Here is a 20,460-nt window from a genome sequence, read left to right as displayed (position 1 = left end):
CGGATGAGCGACGAGGGGAGGCTGTTCGAGTACCTCAAGCGTGTCACGGCAGACCTGCGCCAGGCGCGAGGTGAGCTCGCGGGCCACCGCGAGCCGATCGCGATCGTCGGGATGGCGTGCCGATTCCCCGGTGGCGTCACCACACCCGAGCAGCTGTGGGACCTGGTCAGCGCGGGCGGCGACGCGATGGGCGAGATGCCGGACGACCGGGGCTGGGACCTGGCCGGGCTGTACCACCCCGATCCGGAGCACACCGGGACCACGTACACGCGGGCGGGTGGTTTCCTGCCCGACCCGGGTGGTTTCGACGCCGAGTTCTTCGGGATCACGCCGCGCGAGGCGATGGCGACCGATCCGCAGCAGCGGATCCTGCTCGAAGTCACCTGGGAGGCACTGGAACGCGCCGGTATCCCGGCGGACTCCCGCCGCGGCAGCCGGGTCGGTGTGTTCGTCGGCACCTCGGGGCAGGACTACGCGACACTGCCGAGCTCACCGCAGGTGGAGGGTTACCTCGCGGCGGGCAACGCGGCCAGCCTGATGTCGGGCCGGATCGCCTACTCGTTCGGGTTCAACGGCCCGGCAGCCACTGTGGACACGGCATGTTCGTCGTCACTGGTGGCCATGCACCTGGCCGCGCAGGCTCTGCGCAACGGCGAGTGTTCGCTCGCGGTGGCCGGTGGTGTCACGCTGATGACATCGCCCAACTTGCTGGTCGAGTTCGCGCGTCAACGCGGGTTGTCACCAGATGGACGCTGCAAGGCGTTCGCCGCCGCCGCTGATGGAACGGGTTTCGCCGACGGTGTCGGTGTGCTTCTGCTCGCGCGGTTGTCGGACGCGGAACGCGAAGGGCTGCCTGTTCTGGCGGTCATCCGCGGTAGCGCGGTGAACTCGGACGGCGCCTCCAACGGCCTGACGGCCCCGAACGGGCGTGCCCAGGAACAGGTCATCCGGCAGGCGCTGGCGAACGCCGGGCTCAGCCTGTCGGACGTGGACGCGGTGGAGGCGCACGGCACTGGCACGACGCTCGGCGACCCCATCGAGGCCGAGGCGCTTCTGGCGACCTACGGGCAGGGCCGGGACGAGCCGCTGTGGCTCGGTTCGGTCAAGTCGAACATCGGCCACACCCAAGCGGCTGCCGGTGTCGCCGGTGTGATCAAGATGGTGATGGCGTTCCGCAACGGCCTGCTGCCCAGGACATTGCACGTGGACAGCCCGACGCCGCACGTGGACTGGACGAGTGGCCAGGTGCGGCTGCTCACCGAGAACCAGCCATGGCCCGAGGCGGGCCGTCCGCGCCGAGCCGCAGTGTCCTCGTTCGGCGTGAGCGGTACGAACGCGCACCTGATCCTCGAGCAGGCTGTCACTCGCGTGCAGGCTGCGGCTCCGGCCGATCGTGTCGTGCCGTTGTTGTTGTCGGCTCGGACCGAACCGGCGCTGCGCGACCAGGCACGTCGGCTGCTGACCGCCCTGCGCGATGACATGTCTGTTGTGGACATCGGGCACACCTTGGCGACCGGGCGTTCGGCGCTGGAGTACCGCGCGCAGGTCGTCGCCGGTGACGTCGACGACCTGCGCGCGGTCCTCGCCGCGGTCGCGGACGGCGGTGGCCAGGTCGGCGTGGTGGACAACCCCGGCCGGGTCGCTTTCGTCTTCTCCGGGCAGGGAGCACAGCGCCTGGACATGGGAACGGTTCTGTACCAGGCGTTCCCCGTCTTCGCGGACGCGTTCGACGAGGTCTGCTCGCGGCTGGACCCCGGTCTGCGGGAGGTCGTCCGGTCCGACCGGCACCGGCTGGATCGGACCGAGTTCGCCCAGCAGGCCCTGTTCGCGTTCGAAGTGGCGCTGGCTCGGCTGTTCGAGTCGATCGGCGTCAGGCCGAGTGTCGTGGCCGGTCACTCGGTCGGCGAGGTGGCCGCGGCGCACGTGGCCGGAGTGCTCGACCTCGACGACGCCTGCGCGCTGGTGGCCGCCCGTTCCCGGCTGATGCAGGAATGCCGCCAGGACGGCGTGATGGCCGCGGTGCAGGCCTCGGAGGAGGAGATTCACGAGCACCTGTCCGGTGAAGTCGCACTCGCGGCGGTCAACGCGCCGCAAGCCGTGGTGATCTCCGGTGACGCCGACGCGGTGCGCCGGGTGGCGGACCACTGGGCTTCGCTGGGGCGCAAGACCACCGAGCTGCGCGTGTCGCACGCCTTCCACTCCCACCACATGGACCAGGCGCTTCCCGGCTTCCGGCAGGCGCTGGCGGGTTTGACGTTCCGGTCCCCGAGCATCGCGATGGTGCCGACCTCGAACGGTGACGTCACCACAGCCGAGTACTGGGTGGCGCAGTTGCGGTCGCCCGTCCGGTTCGAGCACGCCGTGCGAACAATGGCCGAGCGCGGGACCAGCGTGTTCCTCGAAGTTGGTCCGGGAGCCCCGCTCACCGCGCTCGGCGGGCACTTCGACTCAGGCGCGGCTTTCATCGCGGCACAACGGGACAAGGGCGAAGAAGCGAACAACCTCGCCTCCGCTCTCGCGCAGCTGCATGTTGCCGGGGTGCGCTGGGAGTGGGACGCGGCGTTCCCTGGCGGCAGGAAGATCCAGCTGCCCACCTACGCGTTCCAGCACGAGCACTACTGGATGCCACCGACCTCGGGTGCCGGTGACGTCGAAACGGCGGGACTGCTGACCGCCGGACACCCGCTGCTGAGCGCCGTGACGGATCTTGGTGATGACGGCTGTGTGCTGACGGGTCGCGTCTCGTTGTCCACCCACTCGTGGCTGGCCGAACACCGCATCCTCGGCACCGTGGTCGTGCCGGGTACCGCACTGGTCGAGATGGCCGTGAGCGCCGGTCGCCGGTTTGGCTGCGCCCACCTCGCCGAGCTGACTTCCCGAACGCCGTTGACGCTGCCCGAGACGGAAGCCGTTGTCGTGCAGGTCCGGGTCGGCGCGGGCGGTGACTCTCGGCCGGTGTCGATCTCGTCGCGGGCAGTGGACTCCGCCGAGTGGACGCTGCACGCCGAAGGTGTCCTGACCGAGGACAGCGCGGTCGGCGATGAGTCGTATCCGACCGCGTGGCCGCCCGCTGGCACCTCCCCAGTGGACGTCACGACCGTGTACGACCGCCTCAGCGACGACGGATACGGCTACGGCAGCGTTTTCCGAGGGCTCCGCGCGGCCTGGCGCCGCGGCGACGAGTTGTTCGCCGAGGTGGCCGTGCCCGAGGACACCGACGTCGCCGGCTTCGACGTCCACCCGGCCCTGCTCGACGCGGCGCTGCACGTGATGCTGGTGGACGCCCGTGAAGGACAGGTCTGGCTGCCGTTCTCGTGGTCGGGCGTGTCGGTCTGGCCGGGAACACCGAGGCGCCTGCGTGTCCGGGTGTCGCCGGTGACCCGTGACACGGTGTCCGTCCTGGTCACGGACACGGCTGGGGAACCCGTGGCGGCAGTCCGGAGACTGACCGGTCGCGCCGCCTCGGCACGTGACATCCAGCCCGCCAGGGTGAACGTCCGCGACTGGTTGTTGCGGCCGGATTGGTTGCCGGTGCGGACACCGCAAGGAGCTGCCCGGTTCACGTGGCTTGGACCGGACGCCGATCTGGCGTCGATCACTGCGCCCGGCGATGTGGCGGTCGTGGTCGGTGCGGACGGCGACGCCATGACAGCCGGGTACGCGGGCGTCCACCGTGTTCTGACGCTCGTGCGCCAATGGCTGCGAGACGAGCGGTTCGCCTCGGCCCGTCTCGTCGTGGTGGTCCGACCGGCTGACTGGGCCGCTGCCGGTGTGTGGGGGCTGGTGCGTTCGGCGCAGACCGAACACCCCGGCCGGTTCGTCCTGGTCGAATCCGATGCCACCGGTGAGGCCCTGCTACCGGCTGCGCTGGCGGGAGGCGAGCCGCAGCTCGCGATCCGCGAGGGCCGGGTGCTGGTGCCCCGCCTGGTCCGGGCACAGGCAGGCGGCGAGCCGGTCGCACTGAATCCGGGCGGCACAGTGCTGATCACCGGTGGAACCGGTGTTCTCGGTGGTCTGCTGGCCCGGCATCTGGTTGCCGAGCACGGTGTCCGCCACCTGGTTCTCGCTGGTCGCAGCGGGCGTGCCGACGTCGCCGACTTGGACGCGGACGTACGAGTGGTGGCGTGCGACGTCTCCGACCGCGACGACGTGCGGTTGCTGCTGGACGGGATTCCCGCCGAGCACCCGCTGACCGCGGTCATCCACGCAGCCGGTGTCCTTGACGACGGTGTCGTGGAGACGATGACGTCGCAGCGGATCGTCGACGTCTTCGGGCCCAAGGTGGGCGGCGCGTGGCACTTGCACGAGCTGACCGAGGAGTTGGACCTCGAGGCGTTCGTGGTGTTCTCGTCCGCCGCCGGGCTGTTGGGCTCCGGCGGGCAGGCGAACTACGCCGCCGCCAACACCTTCCTGGACGCCATCGCCGTACATCGGCGCTCCCAGGGGCTTGCGGCCCACTCGCTCGCGTGGGGCATGTGGGAGCCCAACGGCGGCATGACCGGAGGACTGGACGCGACCAGCCGTGCGCGCTTCGCCCGCGGCGGTATCGCGCCGTTCACCGCCACGGACGGACTCGCGTTGTTCGACCTCGCGTTGAGCACGGACGACGCAGTGCTGGCACCGGCCCGCTTCGATCTGACGAACGTGCCGGACCCGGCACCTGCCGTGCTGCGTGAACTCGTCCGGCGTTCCACCTCGAACCCGGTGCCGAACCCAGGTTCGCGGTCACCGCGTGACCGCATGGCGCGCCTGTCACCACCTGAGCGGCAGGACGCGGTTCTCGCGCTGGTCCGTGACCAGGTCGCGGTGGTCGTGGGATACCCGGACGGTGCCGCGGTCGACGCGGACCGCCCGTTCAAGGACCTCGGGTTCGACTCGCTGATGTCCGTGGAACTGCGCAACGGCTTGGTCTCGCTGACCGGTGTCCGGCTATCGGCGACTGCCGTGTTCGACTACCCGACCCCACGGGGGCTGGCGGTCCACCTGCACGCCGCACTGTTCGGCGCCGACGAGAAACTGCCCCGCCAGGTGACCGCGGTGGTCCAGGACGACGACCCGATCGTGATCGTCGGGATGGCCTGCCGCTACCCGGGCGGGATCACGTCACCGGAAGACCTGTGGGACCTGGTCGCCGCGGGAACCGACGCGGTGTCGGAGTTCCCGGCCGACCGCGGCTGGGACCCGGGACTCTACGATCCCGAACCAGGGCGGACCGGCCACAGCTACACGCGCCACGGTGGGTTCCTGCACGACGCCGCGGACTTCGACGCGGAGTTCTTCGGGATCTCGCCGCGTGAGGCGTTGGCGATGGATCCGCAGCAGCGGTTGTTGCTGGAGGTGTCGTGGGAGGTTGTGGAGCGGGCTGGGATTGATCCGGTTTCGTTGCGGGGTAGTCGGACTGGTGTTTTCGTAGGTGTGATGTACCACGACTACGGCACTCGGATCGGCGCGGTGGCCGACGATGTCGAAGGATATGTGGGTACAGGCACGTCAGGAAGTGTCGCTTCGGGTCGTGTGGCCTACACGTTGGGTCTTGAGGGTCCTGCGGTGACGGTGGACACGGCGTGTTCGTCGTCGTTGGTGGCGTTGCATTTGGCGGCGCAGGCGTTGCGTTCCGGTGAGTGCGATCTGGCGTTGGCCGGTGGTGTGACGGTGATGGCCACACCTACGACCTTTGTGGACTTCAGCAGACAGCGCGGTCTCGCTCCGGATGGCCGCTGCAAGTCTTTTGCGGCTGGTGCTGATGGGACGGGTTGGTCCGAGGGTGCTGGTTTGTTGTTGGTGCAGCGTTTGTCGGATGCTCGGCGTGATGGTCGTCGGGTGTTGGGTGTGGTTCGTGGTAGTGCGGTGAATCAGGATGGTGCGTCGAATGGTTTGACGGCTCCGAATGGTCCGTCGCAGCAGCGGGTGATTCGTGCGGCGTTGGCGGGTGCTGGTCTTGGTGTGTCTGATGTGGATGTGGTGGAGGCGCACGGTACGGGTACGAGGCTGGGTGATCCGATTGAGGCGCAGGCTTTGCTTGCGACGTATGGTCAGGGTCGGGTTCGTCCGTTGTTGTTGGGTTCGATCAAGTCGAATCTTGGTCATACGCAGGCGGCTGCTGGTGTTGCTGGTGTGATCAAGATGGTGATGGCGATGCGGCATGGTGTGTTGCCGCGGTCGTTGCACGTCGACGAGCCGACACCGCACGTGGACTGGACCGCTGGTTCCGTCGAGTTGTTGACTGAGCGGGTTGTGTGGCCGGAGGTGGATCGTCCTCGGCGGGCTGGTGTGTCGTCGTTCGGTATTTCCGGCACCAACGCGCACATCATCATCGAGCAGGTGCCGACGGGAGAGGAGCCGACGGACAACACCCCGGCCACGCCGTTGCCTTGGGTTCTTTCGGCCAAATCCGACCGGGCTCTGCGCGTACAAGCGGAACGCCTCCGTACATGGGCGAGCCGCTCCCCAGGAAGCTCTGTCGCCGACATCGGGTATTCGTTGGCGACAGGACGAGCAGCATTAAACCACCGCGCGGTGGTTGTCGGGACGGACCGCTCGGACTTCCTGCGTGGATTGGAAACCATCGCAACAGGCACCTCGCCCGGCGACCGCATCGCGGAGGGAATCGCCGGCAGCGGCAAACTGGCCCTGCTTTTTCCTGGTCAGGGTTCGCAGGTGGTGGGGATGGGTCGTGGTTTGGCGGAGTCGTTCCCGGTGTTCGGTTCGGTTTTTGGTGAGGTGTGTGGGTTGGTTGATGCTGAGTTGGGTGGTTCGTTGGCTGAGGTGTTGTGGGGTGGTGATGGGGGTGTGGTGGATCGGACTGTGTTTGCTCAGGTTGGTTTGTTCGCGGTTGAGGTGTCGTTGTTTCGGTTGTTGGAGTCGTGGGGTGTGCGGCCGGATTATCTGGTGGGTCATTCGGTGGGTGAGGTTGCTGCGGCGTGTGTGTCGGGTGTGTTGTCGTTGGGTGATGCGGTGCGGTTGGTGGTGGCGCGTGGTCGGTTGATGCAGGGGTTGCCGGGTGGTGGGGCGATGGTGTCGGTGGCGGCGCCGGTGGCGGAGGTGGTTGCTCGGGTTGAGGGTGTGTCGGGTGTTGGTGTTGCGGCGGTGAATGGTCCTCGTCAGGTGGTGGTTTCGGGTGTTGAGTCGGTGGTGTTGGGGGTTGTTGAGGGTTTCGCGGCGGAGGGTGTGCGGACGCGTCGGTTGCGTGTGTCGCATGCGTTTCATTCGTCGTTGATGGAGCCGATGCTGGTGGAGTTCGAGCGGGTTGTTGGTGGCCTCTCGTTCGGTGAGCCGCGGATTCCGGTTGTGTCGACGGTGGGTGCCGGACTGGACATGAGCACCCCTCAGTATTGGGTTCGGCAGGTCCGTGAGCCTGTGCTGTTCGCTGACGCCGTGGCACGGGTGGCGGAGCAGGGCGTCACGAGGTTCGTCGAAGCCGGTCCGGGCAGCGCTTTGTCCACAATGGTCGAGAGCTGTCTCGCAGACCTCGAAGAAGGTGCTGCGGTCGCACTGCTGCGCCGTAACCAGCCCGAATCGCAGTCGGTCATCGACGGTATCGCTCGCCTGTACGTCAACGGCGTACCGCTCAGCCTGGCACCGGTATTCGGCAGGGCACGCACAGTCGACCTGCCTACGTACGCCTTCCACCGCAAGCGTTATTGGCCGACAGGCGACGCTGTGGCGACGGGTAGCGCCGGATCTGGGCACCCGTTGCTTTCGGCCGCGGTCGTGCTCGCGGACTCAGGCGGTGCGTTGCTCACCGGCAAGCTGTCCCTGGCGTCCCATCAGTGGCTGGTGGACCACGCCGTGCGAGGCGTATCCCTGTTCCCGGGGACGGGGTTCGTCGAGCTCGCCGCTCATGCCGGTGGTTGCGTCGACTACCCGGTCGTCGACGAGCTGACGATCCAGGCGCCACTGGCTATGCCCGAGCAGGGCGCTGTGGAGCTGCAGATCTCTGTCGGCGAGGAGAAGTCGGGCCAGCGCGAGGTGCGCGTGTACTCCCGCATCGCCGGTGCCTCGGCCGACCAGTCCTGGACGTGTCACGCGTCGGGCACCTTGGTTCCGGCACGTCCAGCCACTCGTCGCGACGACGTGACCTCCTGGCCACCCAGCGGAGCACGAGCCGTTGACGTCGACGGCCTCTACGAAGACCTGGCCGCGGCAGGACTGGACTACGGGCCTGCCTTCCACGGTGTGCAGCGCGTGTGGCGCAGGGACCACGAGCTGTTCGCCGAGCTCGCCCTGCCGGACGGAGATCTCGTCGGTGGATCCCGGTTCGGTCTGCACCCCGCCCTCTTCGACGCGGCGCTGCACGTGGCGCGGCTGTCCGATCGGGCCTGGGACGGGACAGGGTCGAAGTTGCCCTTCTCCTGGAGCGGTTTCGAGCTCAACAAGGCCGGTGCCACCGAGCTCAGGCTGAAGCTGACCAGCACGGACTCTGGTGCGCTTTCGCTGGCCATGAACGACATCGACGGGTCGCCGGTGGCATCCGTCGAGTCCGTCGTCCTGCGCCCGGTGACGGCTGAACAACTCGCGGCAGCTCAGACCGGCCACTCCGAGCCAATGCACAGGTCGGAGTGGGTGGCCGTCACGACACCAGCGGGCGCCGTCCAGTCATGGGCGTGGTGGGGGCTGGAAAGCCTGGCGAACGCGAACGCCGACGTGATCGTCCTGCCATTCCTTACTGGCTCCGACCACGACGACACCGTGGACAGGGTGCACGCGACGACAACGGCCGCTCTCGACGCCGTTCAGCAGTGGTTGTCGGATGTCCGCTTCGGCTCGTCCAAGCTGGTTGTGCTGACGCAGAACGCGGTTTCCGCTGGTGGAAGCTCGCGACCGGTGGATCTGGCCGGCGCGGCGGTGTGGGGGTTGATCCGCTCAGCCCAACTGGAGCACCCCGGCCGAATCGTCCTGGTCGACGTCGACGAGCCTGACGAGGCCGCGGCTGCGCTGGCGTCGGCTCTCCGCACGGGCGAGAACCAGGTGGCGATCCGCGGCGACTCTGTGCTCGGGCATCGGCTGGTTCCAGTCGTGCGCACGACCGTGGACGAGGTTCCCGCGTGGCGGGGGACTGTCCTGGTGACCGGTGGGACGGGTGGGCTTGGTGCGTTGATCGCCAGGCACCTGGTCACGGTCCACGGGGTCGAACGGCTTGTTCTGGTGAGCAGGCGGGGAACGGACGCACCGGGCGCTGCCGAACTGGTCGACGAGTTGACTGCGCTCGGCGCGCACGTCGACGTGGCTGCCTGCGACACGAGCGACCGCGCCGCACTGGCCCAGGTGCTGGCAACGATCCCGGCCGACCATCCGTTGGGCGGGATCGTGCACACCGCGGGAGTCCTCGACGACGGTGTGCTGACCGCCCTGTCACCCGAGCGACTGGCTCTTGTGCTGCGCCCGAAGGTGGATGCGGCCTGGCACCTGCACGAGCTGACGAAGGACTCGGACCTGGGCGCGTTCGTCCTCTTCTCGTCCGCCGCCGGGGTGATCGGCGCGGCAGGACAGGCCAACTACGCGGCAGCCAACGCATTCCTCGACGCACTCGCTGTCCACCGGCGGGAACAGGATCTGCCGGGACAGTCGCTGGCCTGGGGGTTGTGGGCGAACACCGACGGTGGCATGGCAACACGGATGTCCGAAGCGGACACCGAGCGGCTCACCCGCGCTGGTGTCACGGCGTTGTCCGCGCCGGAAGGACTGGCGCTGTTCGACGCGGCAGGCCGCAACGGCCACCCGGTCCTGGTCCCCATGCGGCTCGCTCCAGCGAAGCGGGCACGGGAGACCGCCCCCGCCGGCGGCACGACGTTCCGCCGTCAGCTCTCCGGCATGGACGCGTCCGCTCGTCTGCGAACCGTGCAGGACCTGGTGCTCGCACAGACAGCCGCGGTGCTCGGGCACGCGTCGGCCGCCGAAATCCACCCCGGCCGTGCTTTCCAGGGCCTCGGCTTCGACTCGCTCACAGCGGTCGAACTGCGCAACGGGTTGTCCACCGCCACACGGCTGCGGCTGCCCGCGACCCTGGTTTTCGACCACCCGAATCCCGCCGCCCTGGCCGAGTACCTGGTGTCCGAATTGGTCGGTGAACCGGCCGAGTCCGAGGTCGGCGAAGCGCCGCAGGTGCTCGACGACGACCCGATCGTGATCGTCGGGATGGCCTGCCGCTACCCGGGCGGGATCACGTCACCGGAGGACCTCTGGCGATTGGTCTCGACCGACGGGGACGCGATATCGGAGTTCCCGGCCGACCGCGGCTGGGACGGCGACGGCCTGTACGACCCGGACGCCTCCCGGTACGGCAAGTCCGCCACCCGGCACGGTGGGTTCCTGCATGACGCCGCGGATTTTGACGCGGGGTTCTTCGGGATCTCGCCGCGTGAGGCGTTGGCGATGGATCCGCAGCAGCGGTTGTTGCTGGAGGTGTCGTGGGAGGTTGTGGAGCGGGCTGGGATTGATCCGGTTTCGTTGCGGGGTAGCCGGACTGGTGTGTTCGCTGGTGTGATGTACCACGACTACGGCGCCCGGATGGCTGATGTCGACGACGCCGAGGGATACGTGGGGACGGGGAACTCCGGCAGTATCGCTTCCGGCCGTGTGGCGTATGCGTTGGGTTTTGAGGGTCCTGCGGTGACGGTGGACACGGCGTGTTCGTCGTCGTTGGTGGCGTTGCATTTGGCGGCGCAGGCGTTGCGTACGGGTGAGTGTGATCTGGCGTTGGCCGGTGGCGTGACCGTGATGGCGACTCCGGCTGCATTCGTGGGATTCTCCCGGCAGGGCGGTCTTTCTCCGGATGGCCGCTGCAAGTCTTTTGCGGCTGGTGCTGATGGGACGGGTTGGTCCGAGGGTGTTGGGCTGCTTCTTGTGCAGCGTTTGTCGGATGCTCGGCGTGATGGTCGTCGGGTGTTGGGTGTGGTTCGTGGTAGTGCGGTGAATCAGGATGGTGCGTCGAATGGTTTGACGGCTCCGAATGGTCCGTCGCAGCAGCGGGTGATTCGTGCGGCGTTGCGGAACTCGGGTTTGTCCGCTGTGGATGTGGATGCGGTGGAGGCGCACGGCACGGGGACGAAACTGGGTGATCCGATTGAGGCGCAGGCTTTGCTTGCGACGTATGGTCAGGGTCGGGTTCGTCCGTTGTTGTTGGGTTCGATCAAGTCGAATCTTGGTCATACGCAGGCGGCTGCTGGTGTTGCTGGTGTGATCAAGATGGTGATGGCGATGCGGCATGGTGTGTTGCCGCGGTCGTTGCACGTCGACGAGCCGACACCGCACGTGGACTGGACCGCTGGTTCCGTCGAGTTGTTGACTGAGCGGGTTGTGTGGCCGGAGGTTGATCGTCCTCGGCGGGCTGGTGTGTCGTCTTTCGGTATTTCCGGCACCAACGCACACGTCATCATCGAGCAGCCGTCCGAGCCGACTGCGGAGTCCTCGGCGGCCGATCCCGACCTCGTCGTCTGGTCCGTGTCGGCGCGATCACCCGAAGCGCTGCGAGCACAAGCGAATCGACTTCTGTCTCATGTGGATGCGCATCCGGAAACGGCCGCTGGTGAAGTCGGTCGGTCGCTGGCGACCGCCAGAGCGCACCTGGAGTTTCGCGCGAGCGTCATCGGGGCTGACCGCGAAGAGCTGAGGCATGGCCTGGCGGCGGTCGCAGCCGGTGAACTGGTGGACGGCATTTTCGCTGGACGCGAGCAGACCGGATCGACCGGATTCCTGTTCCCTGGTCAGGGTTCGCAGGTGGTGGGGATGGGTCGTGGTTTGGCGGAGTCGTTCCCGGTGTTCGGTTCGGTTTTTGGTGAGGTGTGTGGGTTGGTTGATGCTGAGTTGGGTGGTTCGTTGGCTGAGGTGTTGTGGGGTGGTGATGGGGGTGTGGTGGATCGGACTGTGTTTGCTCAGGTTGGTTTGTTCGCGGTTGAGGTGTCGTTGTTTCGGTTGTTGGAGTCGTGGGGTGTGCGGCCGGATTATCTGGTGGGTCATTCGGTGGGTGAGGTTGCTGCGGCGTGTGTGTCGGGTGTGTTGTCGTTGGGTGATGCGGTGCGGTTGGTGGTGGCGCGTGGTCGGTTGATGCAGGGGTTGCCGGGTGGTGGGGCGATGGTGTCGGTGGCGGCGCCGGTGGCGGAGGTGGTTGCTCGGGTTGAGGGTGTGTCGGGTGTTGGTGTTGCGGCGGTGAATGGTCCTCGTCAGGTGGTGGTTTCGGGTGTTGAGTCGGTGGTGTTGGGGGTTGTTGAGGGTTTCGCGGCGGAGGGTGTGCGGACGCGTCGGTTGCGTGTGTCGCATGCGTTTCATTCGTCGTTGATGGAGCCGATGCTGGTGGAGTTCGAGCGGGTTGTTGGTGGCCTCTCGTTCGGTGCGCCGCGGATTCCGGTTGTGTCGACGGTGGGTGCCGGACTGGACATGAGCACCCCTCAGTATTGGGTTCGGCAGGTCCGTGAGCCTGTGCTGTTCGCTGACGCGGTGAACCACTTGGCGGCGGAGGGCGTTCGCCGGTTCGTGGAGATCGGCCCGGGTACGGCCTTGACCGTTCTGGCGAAGGAGAACCTCGTCGATTCGCAAGCGGTGGTCCTGCCGACCCTGCGGCGAGGCGAGGACGAACCTCGGCAGGTGGTCGAAGCGATCGCCGGTCTGCACGTCTCCGGGGCTTCGCTCGAATGGGCCCGGTTCTTCGCAGGTGTCAACCAGGTCGACCTGCCGACCTATGCCTTCCAACACAGGCGATACTGGTACGACGTCCCAGTCGGGCAACCCGGCGACATCAGGAACGTCGGCCAGCAGGCGGTCACGCATCCCCTGCTCGGCGCGGCCGTGGCCCTGCCCGCAACGGGCGGGATGGCCTTCACCGGGCGGTTGTCGGTGGCCACGCAGCTGTGGTTGGCCGACCACCTCGTTGCCGGGATTGTGCTCTTCCCGGCAACCGGGTTCGTGGAACTAGCGCGGCACGCGGGCGACGAGCTGGGATGTCCGGTCGTCGAGGAGCTGTCGATCCAGGCACCGCTGGTGATGCCCGCCAACGCGGCGGTCAGCGTGCAGGTGTCGGTCGGCCAGGTCGGTGACGACGGCCGCAGAACCGTCAGCGTCTACTCCCGGCCTGAGGACACCGCCGCTGACCAGAGGTGGACGTGTCACGCGACAGGTGAGCTTGCGAGCCCGATCGCGATCCCCCTCCAGCAGGACTCGTCGGCGTGGCCGCCGGTCGGTGCTCTGGCTGTGGACCCGGATGCGCTGTACGACAAGCTCGCGGCGCGCGGACTCGACTATGGTCCGGTGTTCCGCGGCGTTCGGGCGGCCTGGCAGCGCGGCGAGGAGCTGTTCGCCGAAGTGGACCTGCCGGAGGACGAGCACCCGGCGGCCACCCGTTACGGCCTGCATCCGGCGTTGTTCGACGCGGCGTTGCATGTCGCTGCTGTGAACGGTGAAGCGGCTGCGTTGCCGTTCGCGTGGACCGGGGTGACCCTCCACGCGGCGGGGGCCACCGCGTTGCGCGTCAGCGTCGTCACGAGCGGTGAGAACACGATGGCGATCCACTTGGCCACGCAGGACGGCATCCCGGTCGCGGACGTCGGCTCGTTGGTGTCGCGACCCATCTCGCCCGAGCAGTTGGCCGCCGCCCGGACAGACCACGACGACCTCCTGTTCCGCAGGAACTGGGTGCCGATCACGCCGCCGCAGCCGACAGCCGAGCCGGAAACGTGGTCCTGGTACGCGCAGGACGGGCCCGTCGCCGACGTGCTCGTCATCGCGTTCACCGCCGGAGGTGCTTCGGACGTCCCGGCTGAAGTGCATCACGACACCAGGCGGGCACTCGCGGTGCTCCGGGACTGGTCGACGGACGAGAGGTACGGATCCAGCCGTCTGGTGGTGCTGGCCCACGGCATCACAGCGGGAACTGACGAGCCGTCCCTCGCGGCGGTGTGTGGCCTGGTGCGTTCCGCGCAGTCGGAGAACACGCCCGGGCGGATCACACTGCTGCACACCGACGACCTGGCCCGCCCGATCGACGACCTGGTCGCGGTCACGAAGGCAGCGGCCGAACCCGAACTGCTCGTTCGCGGAGACGCAGTCCTCGTGCCGCGGCTGGCCCGGCTCACCACACCGGCCACCGCGACCGCGCCGGACTGGAGTGCCGGAACGACGCTCGTGACCGGCGGAACCGGTGGCCTGGGAGCAGCGCTCGCCCGGCACCTGGTCGTCGAACACGGTGCGAGGCACCTGGCGTTGGTGAGCCGTCGCGGCCTGGAAGCTCCTGGCGCCGGCCAGCTCGTGGCCGAACTCGGTGAACTGGGTGCGCACGTGAGCGTGGCGGCCTGTGACGTGGCTGACCGATCCGCGTTGGCGGAAGTGCTTGCGACGATCCCTGCCGACCACCCGCTGGTCGGTGTTGTGCACGCGGCAGGTGTACTGGACGACGGCCTGGTCACCGCACTGAGCGACGAACAGCTCGAGACGGTGTTGCGGCCGAAGGTCGATGCCGCCTGGCACCTGCACGAGCTGACGCAGGACCTCGATCTGTCGGCCTTCGTGATGTTCTCGTCTGCGGCCGGTGTGCTCGGTGCCGCCGGGCAGGCGAACTATGCCGCCGCCAACGCGTTCCTCGACGCACTGGCGACGTACCGGCGCGCGCAGGGCTTGGCAGGGCAGTCCATGGCGTGGGGTTTGTGGGCTGACGACACCGGGATGTCGGCCGGACTGAGCGGCCCCGACGTGCGACGCCTGGCACGCACCGGAGTGGTTCCACTGACCACGCCGGTAGGGCTGTCCCTGTTCGACACGGGATCACGGCACGACGAAGCCGTGTTGATCCCCATGCACATGAACCTCAACGGCATCGGCGCGATACCGCCGATGCTCCAAGGACTGGTGCGGCCACGGGTGTCTGCCGCGCGTGCCGTCACGGTGGACAAGTCCCTGCGTGAGCGGCTTCTGTTGCTTCCCGAAAGCGAGCGGGGAGCAGCGGTGCTTGCCGTGGTGTGCGAGCAGGTGGCCGCGGTCAGCGGCGGGGGAGCGATCGACCCGGATCGTTCGTTCCGGGACCTGGGCTTCGACTCGCTCATGGCGGTCGAACTGCGCAACGCCCTGACAGAGGTCTGCGGCGCCAAGTTGTCAGCCACGGCGGTGTTCGACTACCCCACGCCACGGGACCTCGCCGCCCATGTCCGAGGTGACCTGGACGGCACGCGGGAACAGGTCATCCTGCCCACCCCGGCAGTCACCCGGGATCTCGACGATCCCGTCGTGATCGTGGGCATGGCTTGCCGTTACCCGGGTGGTGTCTCGTCGCCGGACGAGCTGTGGCAGCTGGTCGTCGACGGGGCCGACGCAATTTCGGACTTCCCGCAGGACCGCGGCTGGACCACCGGTTCCGGCAGCTCCTACCCGCGTGCGGGCGGGTTCCTGCACTCGGCGGCGGACTTCGACGCGGAGTTCTTCGGGATCTCGCCGCGTGAGGCGTTGGCGATGGACCCGCAGCAGCGGTTGATGCTCGAAGTCTCGTGGGAGGCGTTCGAACATGCCGGAATCGACCCCGCTTCACTGCGGGGCAGCCGGACTGGCGTGTTCGCGGGCCTGATGTACCACGACTACGCGTCCAGAGCACAGGGTTCGTTGTCGGAGGACCTGGTTGGATTCCTCGGCAACGGGAACTCGGGAAGCGTTCTGTCGGGTCGTGTGGCGTATTCGTTGGGTCTTGAGGGTCCTGCGGTGACGGTGGACACGGCGTGTTCGTCGTCGTTGGTGGCGTTGCATTTGGCGGCGCAGGCGTTGCGTTCCGGTGAGTGCGATCTGGCGTTGGCCGGTGGCGTGACCGTGATGGCGACTCCGGCTGCCTTCGTCGAGTTCGGTCGGCAGGGTGCGCTGGCCTCGGATGGACGTTGTAAGGCGTTCTCGGACACTGCCGACGGTACTGCTTGGTCCGAGGGTGTTGGGCTGCTTCTTGTGCAGCGTTTGTCGGATGCTCGGCGTGATGGTCGTCGGGTGTTGGGTGTGGTTCGTGGTAGTGCGGTGAACCAGGATGGTGCGTCGAATGGTTTGACGGCTCCGAATGGTCCGTCGCAGCAGCGGGTGATTCGTGCGGCGTTGGCGGGTGCTGGTCTTGGTGTGTCTGATGTGGATGTGGTGGAGGCGCACGGTACTGGGACTGCTTTGGGTGATCCGATTGAGGCGCAGGCTTTGATCGCGACGTATGGTCAGGGTCGGGTTCGTCCGTTGTTGTTGGGTTCGATCAAGTCGAATCTTGGTCATACGCAGGCGGCTGCTGGTGTTGCTGGTGTGATCAAGATGGTGATGGCGATGCGGCATGGTGTGTTGCCGAGGACGTTGCATGTTGATGAGCCCACGTCTCATGTGGACTGGTCTGCTGGTTCGGTTCAACTCGTTACCGAGCAGGTTGTGTGGCCGGAGGTTGATCGTCCTCGGCGGGCTGGTGTGTCGTCGTTCGGTATTTCCGGCACCAACGCACACGTCATCATCGAGGCACCCGTTGCCGGGGAGAGCCCGACCAACAATGAGATGCGTGCGGTTCCTTGGCTTTTGTCCGCCAAGAACGAGGAAGCGCTTCGTGCCCAAGCTCGTCGGCTGCTGACCTACACCGAAGTCCACCCGGACACCGACCCGGCTGATGTTGCCAACGTCTTGGCCACCAAGCGCGCCGTGCACAAGCACCGATTCGCTCTCGTCGGCGACAGTCTCGATGCACTGACCAAGCGCTTGCGTGCTTTTGTCGACGGCGAGGCCGGTTCGGTCGTGGCCGACCAGGGCATGGTGGCCTTGTTGTTCTCTGGTCAGGGTTCGCAGGTGGTGGGGATGGGTCGTGGTTTGGCGGAGTCGTTCCCGGTGTTCGGTTCGGTTTTTGGTGAGGTGTGTGGGTTGGTTGATGCTGAGTTGGGTGGTTCGTTGGCTGAGGTGTTGTGGGGTGGTGATGGGGGTGTGGTGGATCGGACTGTGTTTGCTCAGGTTGGTTTGTTCGCGGTTGAGGTGTCGTTGTTTCGGTTGTTGGAGTCGTGGGGTGTGCGGCCGGATTATCTGGTGGGTCATTCGGTGGGTGAGGTTGCTGCGGCGTGTGTGTCGGGTGTGTTGTCGTTGGGTGATGCGGTGCGGTTGGTGGTGGCGCGTGGTCGGTTGATGCAGGGGTTGCCGGGTGGTGGGGCGATGGTGTCGGTGGCGGCGCCGGTGGCGGAGGTGGTTGCTCGGGTTGAGGGTGTGTCGGGTGTTGGTGTTGCGGCGGTGAATGGTCCTCGTCAGGTGGTGGTTTCGGGTGTTGAGTCGGTGGTGTTGGGGGTTGTTGAGGGTTTCGCGGCGGAGGGTGTGCGGACGCGTCGGTTGCGTGTGTCGCATGCGTTTCATTCGTCGTTGATGGAGCCGATGCTGGTGGAGTTCGAGCGGGTTGTTGGTGGCCTCTCGTTCGGTGAGCCGCGGATTCCGGTTGTGTCGACGGTGACCGGTGCGGTGATTTCCGACGAGTTCGGGACACCTGGGTACTGGGTTCGGCAGGTCCGTGAGCCTGTGCTGTTCGCTGATGCCGTGAGGTCGTTGGAGTCGTTGGGGGTTACTCGGTTTGTGGAGGTGGGGCCAGGGTCTGCGTTGACGGCGTTGGTTCATGACTGCCTGTCCTCAGACCGGGCCACTCTGGTGGTGCCCACCCTGCGACGGGACACCGACGAGTCTTCGTCCGTCGTGGAAGCTGCCGCCTCCTTGCACACGGCCGGTTCCGTCGTGGACTGGAAGCGCTTCTTCACCGACGTCCCCGCACGCTACATCGACCTGCCCACCTATGCCTTCCAACGCAAGCGCTTCTGGCTGAACGCCCCTGCTGCCGCGGGCGACGCGACCGGTCTCGGACAGGTCGCCGCCGACCACCCGCTGATAGCCGCCGCGGTCACGCTGCCCGAATCGGACAGCGTGGTGTTCACCGGCAGGTTGTCGCTGGCCACACATCCCTGGCTGGCGGACCACGCGATCTCAGGTGTGTCCGTCCTGCCGGTCTCGGCGTTGGTCGAGCTTGTGACGCGGGCAGGTGACGAGGTCAGCACTGCCACAGTGGACAACCTCACGGCACTCGTTCCCCTTGTGATCCCCGAGTCGGACAGCGTGCGGATCCAGGTGTCCGTCGGCCCGCCGGACGACTCCGGTCGTCGCCCGGTCAGCGTGTTCTCCACGACGGAGTCCGCTGACCAGGACTGGACGCGCAACGCCCGTGGAGTGCTGAGCGCCGACGCGCGACCGTTCGAGTTCGGCGTGACCACCTGGCCACCGGCTGATGCGGAAGCCATCGACCTGGACGAGTTGTACGACGAAATGGCCGTCGACCACGGACCCGCGTTCCACGGCGTACGAGCGGCGTGGCGACGTGGCGGCGAGTTGTTCGCCGAAGTCGTTCTGCCGGAGGAGGAGCAGCTCACCGCCGCGCGCTACGGCCTGCACCCGGCACTGCTCGACGCAGCCACACACGTCGCGGCGGTCGAGTTCCCCGGTGCGGTACCGGCAACGTGGACCGGCCTGTCCCGGTATGCCTCTGGTGTCGCCGAACTCCGGGTCCGCCTGTCCAAAACGGACGGTGCGACGCTGTCCTTCGATGCCGTGGACTTCGCCGGTACGCCGGTGGCGTCTGCCGAGGGCGTCGCGCTGCGCCCGGCCGACCAGGTCCGAATGCCGGGCGGCCGGGCGTCGGACTCGATGTTCCGCGTCGAATGGCAGCCGCGACCGGTCAACGAGAGCGTCGGCTCCGCGAACCCGTGGCTGGTTCTCGACGAGCGGTTCGCGCAGTCCCTGGCGTCGAGTGGGATCCCTGTCAGCGCCGCCGTGGACGAGCCGGACATCGTGGTGCTCGCTTGCGCCGGAGAACAGCGGACCACGCACGCGGTCGTCAGCGACGTACTGGCGGCGATCCAGCGCTGGCTGGCCGACGAACGCCGGGCGGCGTCACGACTGGTGGTGGTCACGCGTGGCGCGGTGCCGGTCGGGGAGCTCACGGACCTCGCTGGTGCGGCGGTGTGGGGGTTGGTGCGGTCCGCGCAGACCGAACACCCCGGCCGGATCGTGCTGGCGGACGTGGACGATTCGCTCGACGCGCTCCCCGCGGCTTTGGCCACCGGTGAACCGCAGTTCGCGCTGCGCGGCGGTGCGATCCACGTTCCCCGGTTGGTCCGCGTGCGAGCCCCGGCCGCGACAGACCGGATCACCGGCGGAACGATCCTGGTCACCGGTGGCACCGGCGGTCTCGGCGCTCTGGTGGCCCGGCACCTGGTGACCGAACACGGGGTCCAGCGGTTGCTGCTGGTGAGCCGCCGGGGACCAGACGCCCCAGGCGCAGGGGAACTCGCCGCCGAACTCCGTGATCTCGGTGCCGAGGTCACCGTCGCGGCGTGTGACGTGAGCGATGTCTCCGCGCTGGCGGACCTGCTGGCGGACATCCCGGCCGACTTCCCGCTGACGGGTGTCGTCCATGCCGCTGGAGTTCTCGACGACGGCGTGTTGACCGCGATGACCGACGACCGGCTGGCCACTGTGCTGCGCCCCAAGGCAGACGCCGCCCTGGCCCTGCATGAGCTGACGAAGGACATGGACCTGTCCTTGTTCGCGCTGTTCTCGTCCGTCACGGGCGTGCTGGGCGCTGCGGGGCAGTCGAACTACGCGGCGGCGAACGCTTTCCTCGACGCACTGGCCGAGCACCGGCGGGCACAGGGCCTTGTGGCGCAGTCACTCGCTTGGGGACTGTGGGAGGACCAGGAGGGTGGGATGGCCAAGACCCTCACCGCCGCCGACGTGCGCAGGCAGTCGCGTGGTGGAGTCGTGCCGTTGTCGGCAGCTGAAGGACTCGCGTTGTTCGACGCGGCCGTGTCCTCGGACGGCACCGTCGTGGTGCCGGTTCGGTTGCGCACTGCGGGCGTCACCGGCGAGATTCCTCCGTTGCTGGAAGGGCTCGTGCGGCCACGCCGGGACGAGCGTGCTCCGGCGAGTGCCAAGTCATTGCGTGAGAGGTTGTCGACAGCCAACGAGAACGAGCAGTACGCGTTGGTGCTCGGCGTGGTCCGCAGCCAGATCGCGACAGTGCTCGGCCACGACGGTGCGCACGCGATCGAACCCGACAAGGCCTTCAGGGAACTCGGTTTCGACTCGCTCGCCGCGGTCGAGCTGCGCAACGGGCTCAACACCGCCGTCGGGCTGTCGCTGCCGACGAGCATGGTCTTCGACTACCCGACACCAGCCGCGTTGAGCAGGCACTTGCACACCGAACTGGTGTCCGGCACGCGGGGAGCGGCCGATCCGGACGACGGCATCCGCCAGGTCCTCGCCGGTATCCCGGTCGATCGAATCCGCCAGGCCGGGGTGCTCGAGATCCTGCTGCGGCTGGCCGATCCGGCGTCGGACGTCCCGCCGGGTGCCGGGAGCAGCACATCGATCGACGACATGGACGCGGAGAGCCTGCTGCGGCTCGCGGCCGAGAACTCTTCGGGCTGAGCAGGGGGAGAACATGAGCACCGAGCAGAACCA

The 20,460-nt window shown here is 67.5% G+C and carries 1 protein-coding gene; it reads left to right on the top strand.

The window, feature by feature from the left end; all coding sequences use genetic code 11:
• Window positions 1–3 precede the first annotated feature (3 nt).
• Window positions 4–20,427: a type I polyketide synthase gene (locus AOZ06_RS60745; RefSeq protein ID WP_054294059.1), complete on the top strand. Its 20,424-nt coding sequence runs from the start codon at window positions 4–6 to the stop codon at window positions 20,425–20,427.
• The last annotated feature ends 33 nt before the right edge of the window (window positions 20,428–20,460 follow it).

Source organism: Kibdelosporangium phytohabitans (genome assembly GCF_001302585.1).
Classification (GTDB): Bacteria; Actinomycetota; Actinomycetes; order Mycobacteriales; family Pseudonocardiaceae; genus Kibdelosporangium; species Kibdelosporangium phytohabitans.
This window is presented reverse-complemented; position numbering and strand designations above follow the sequence as displayed.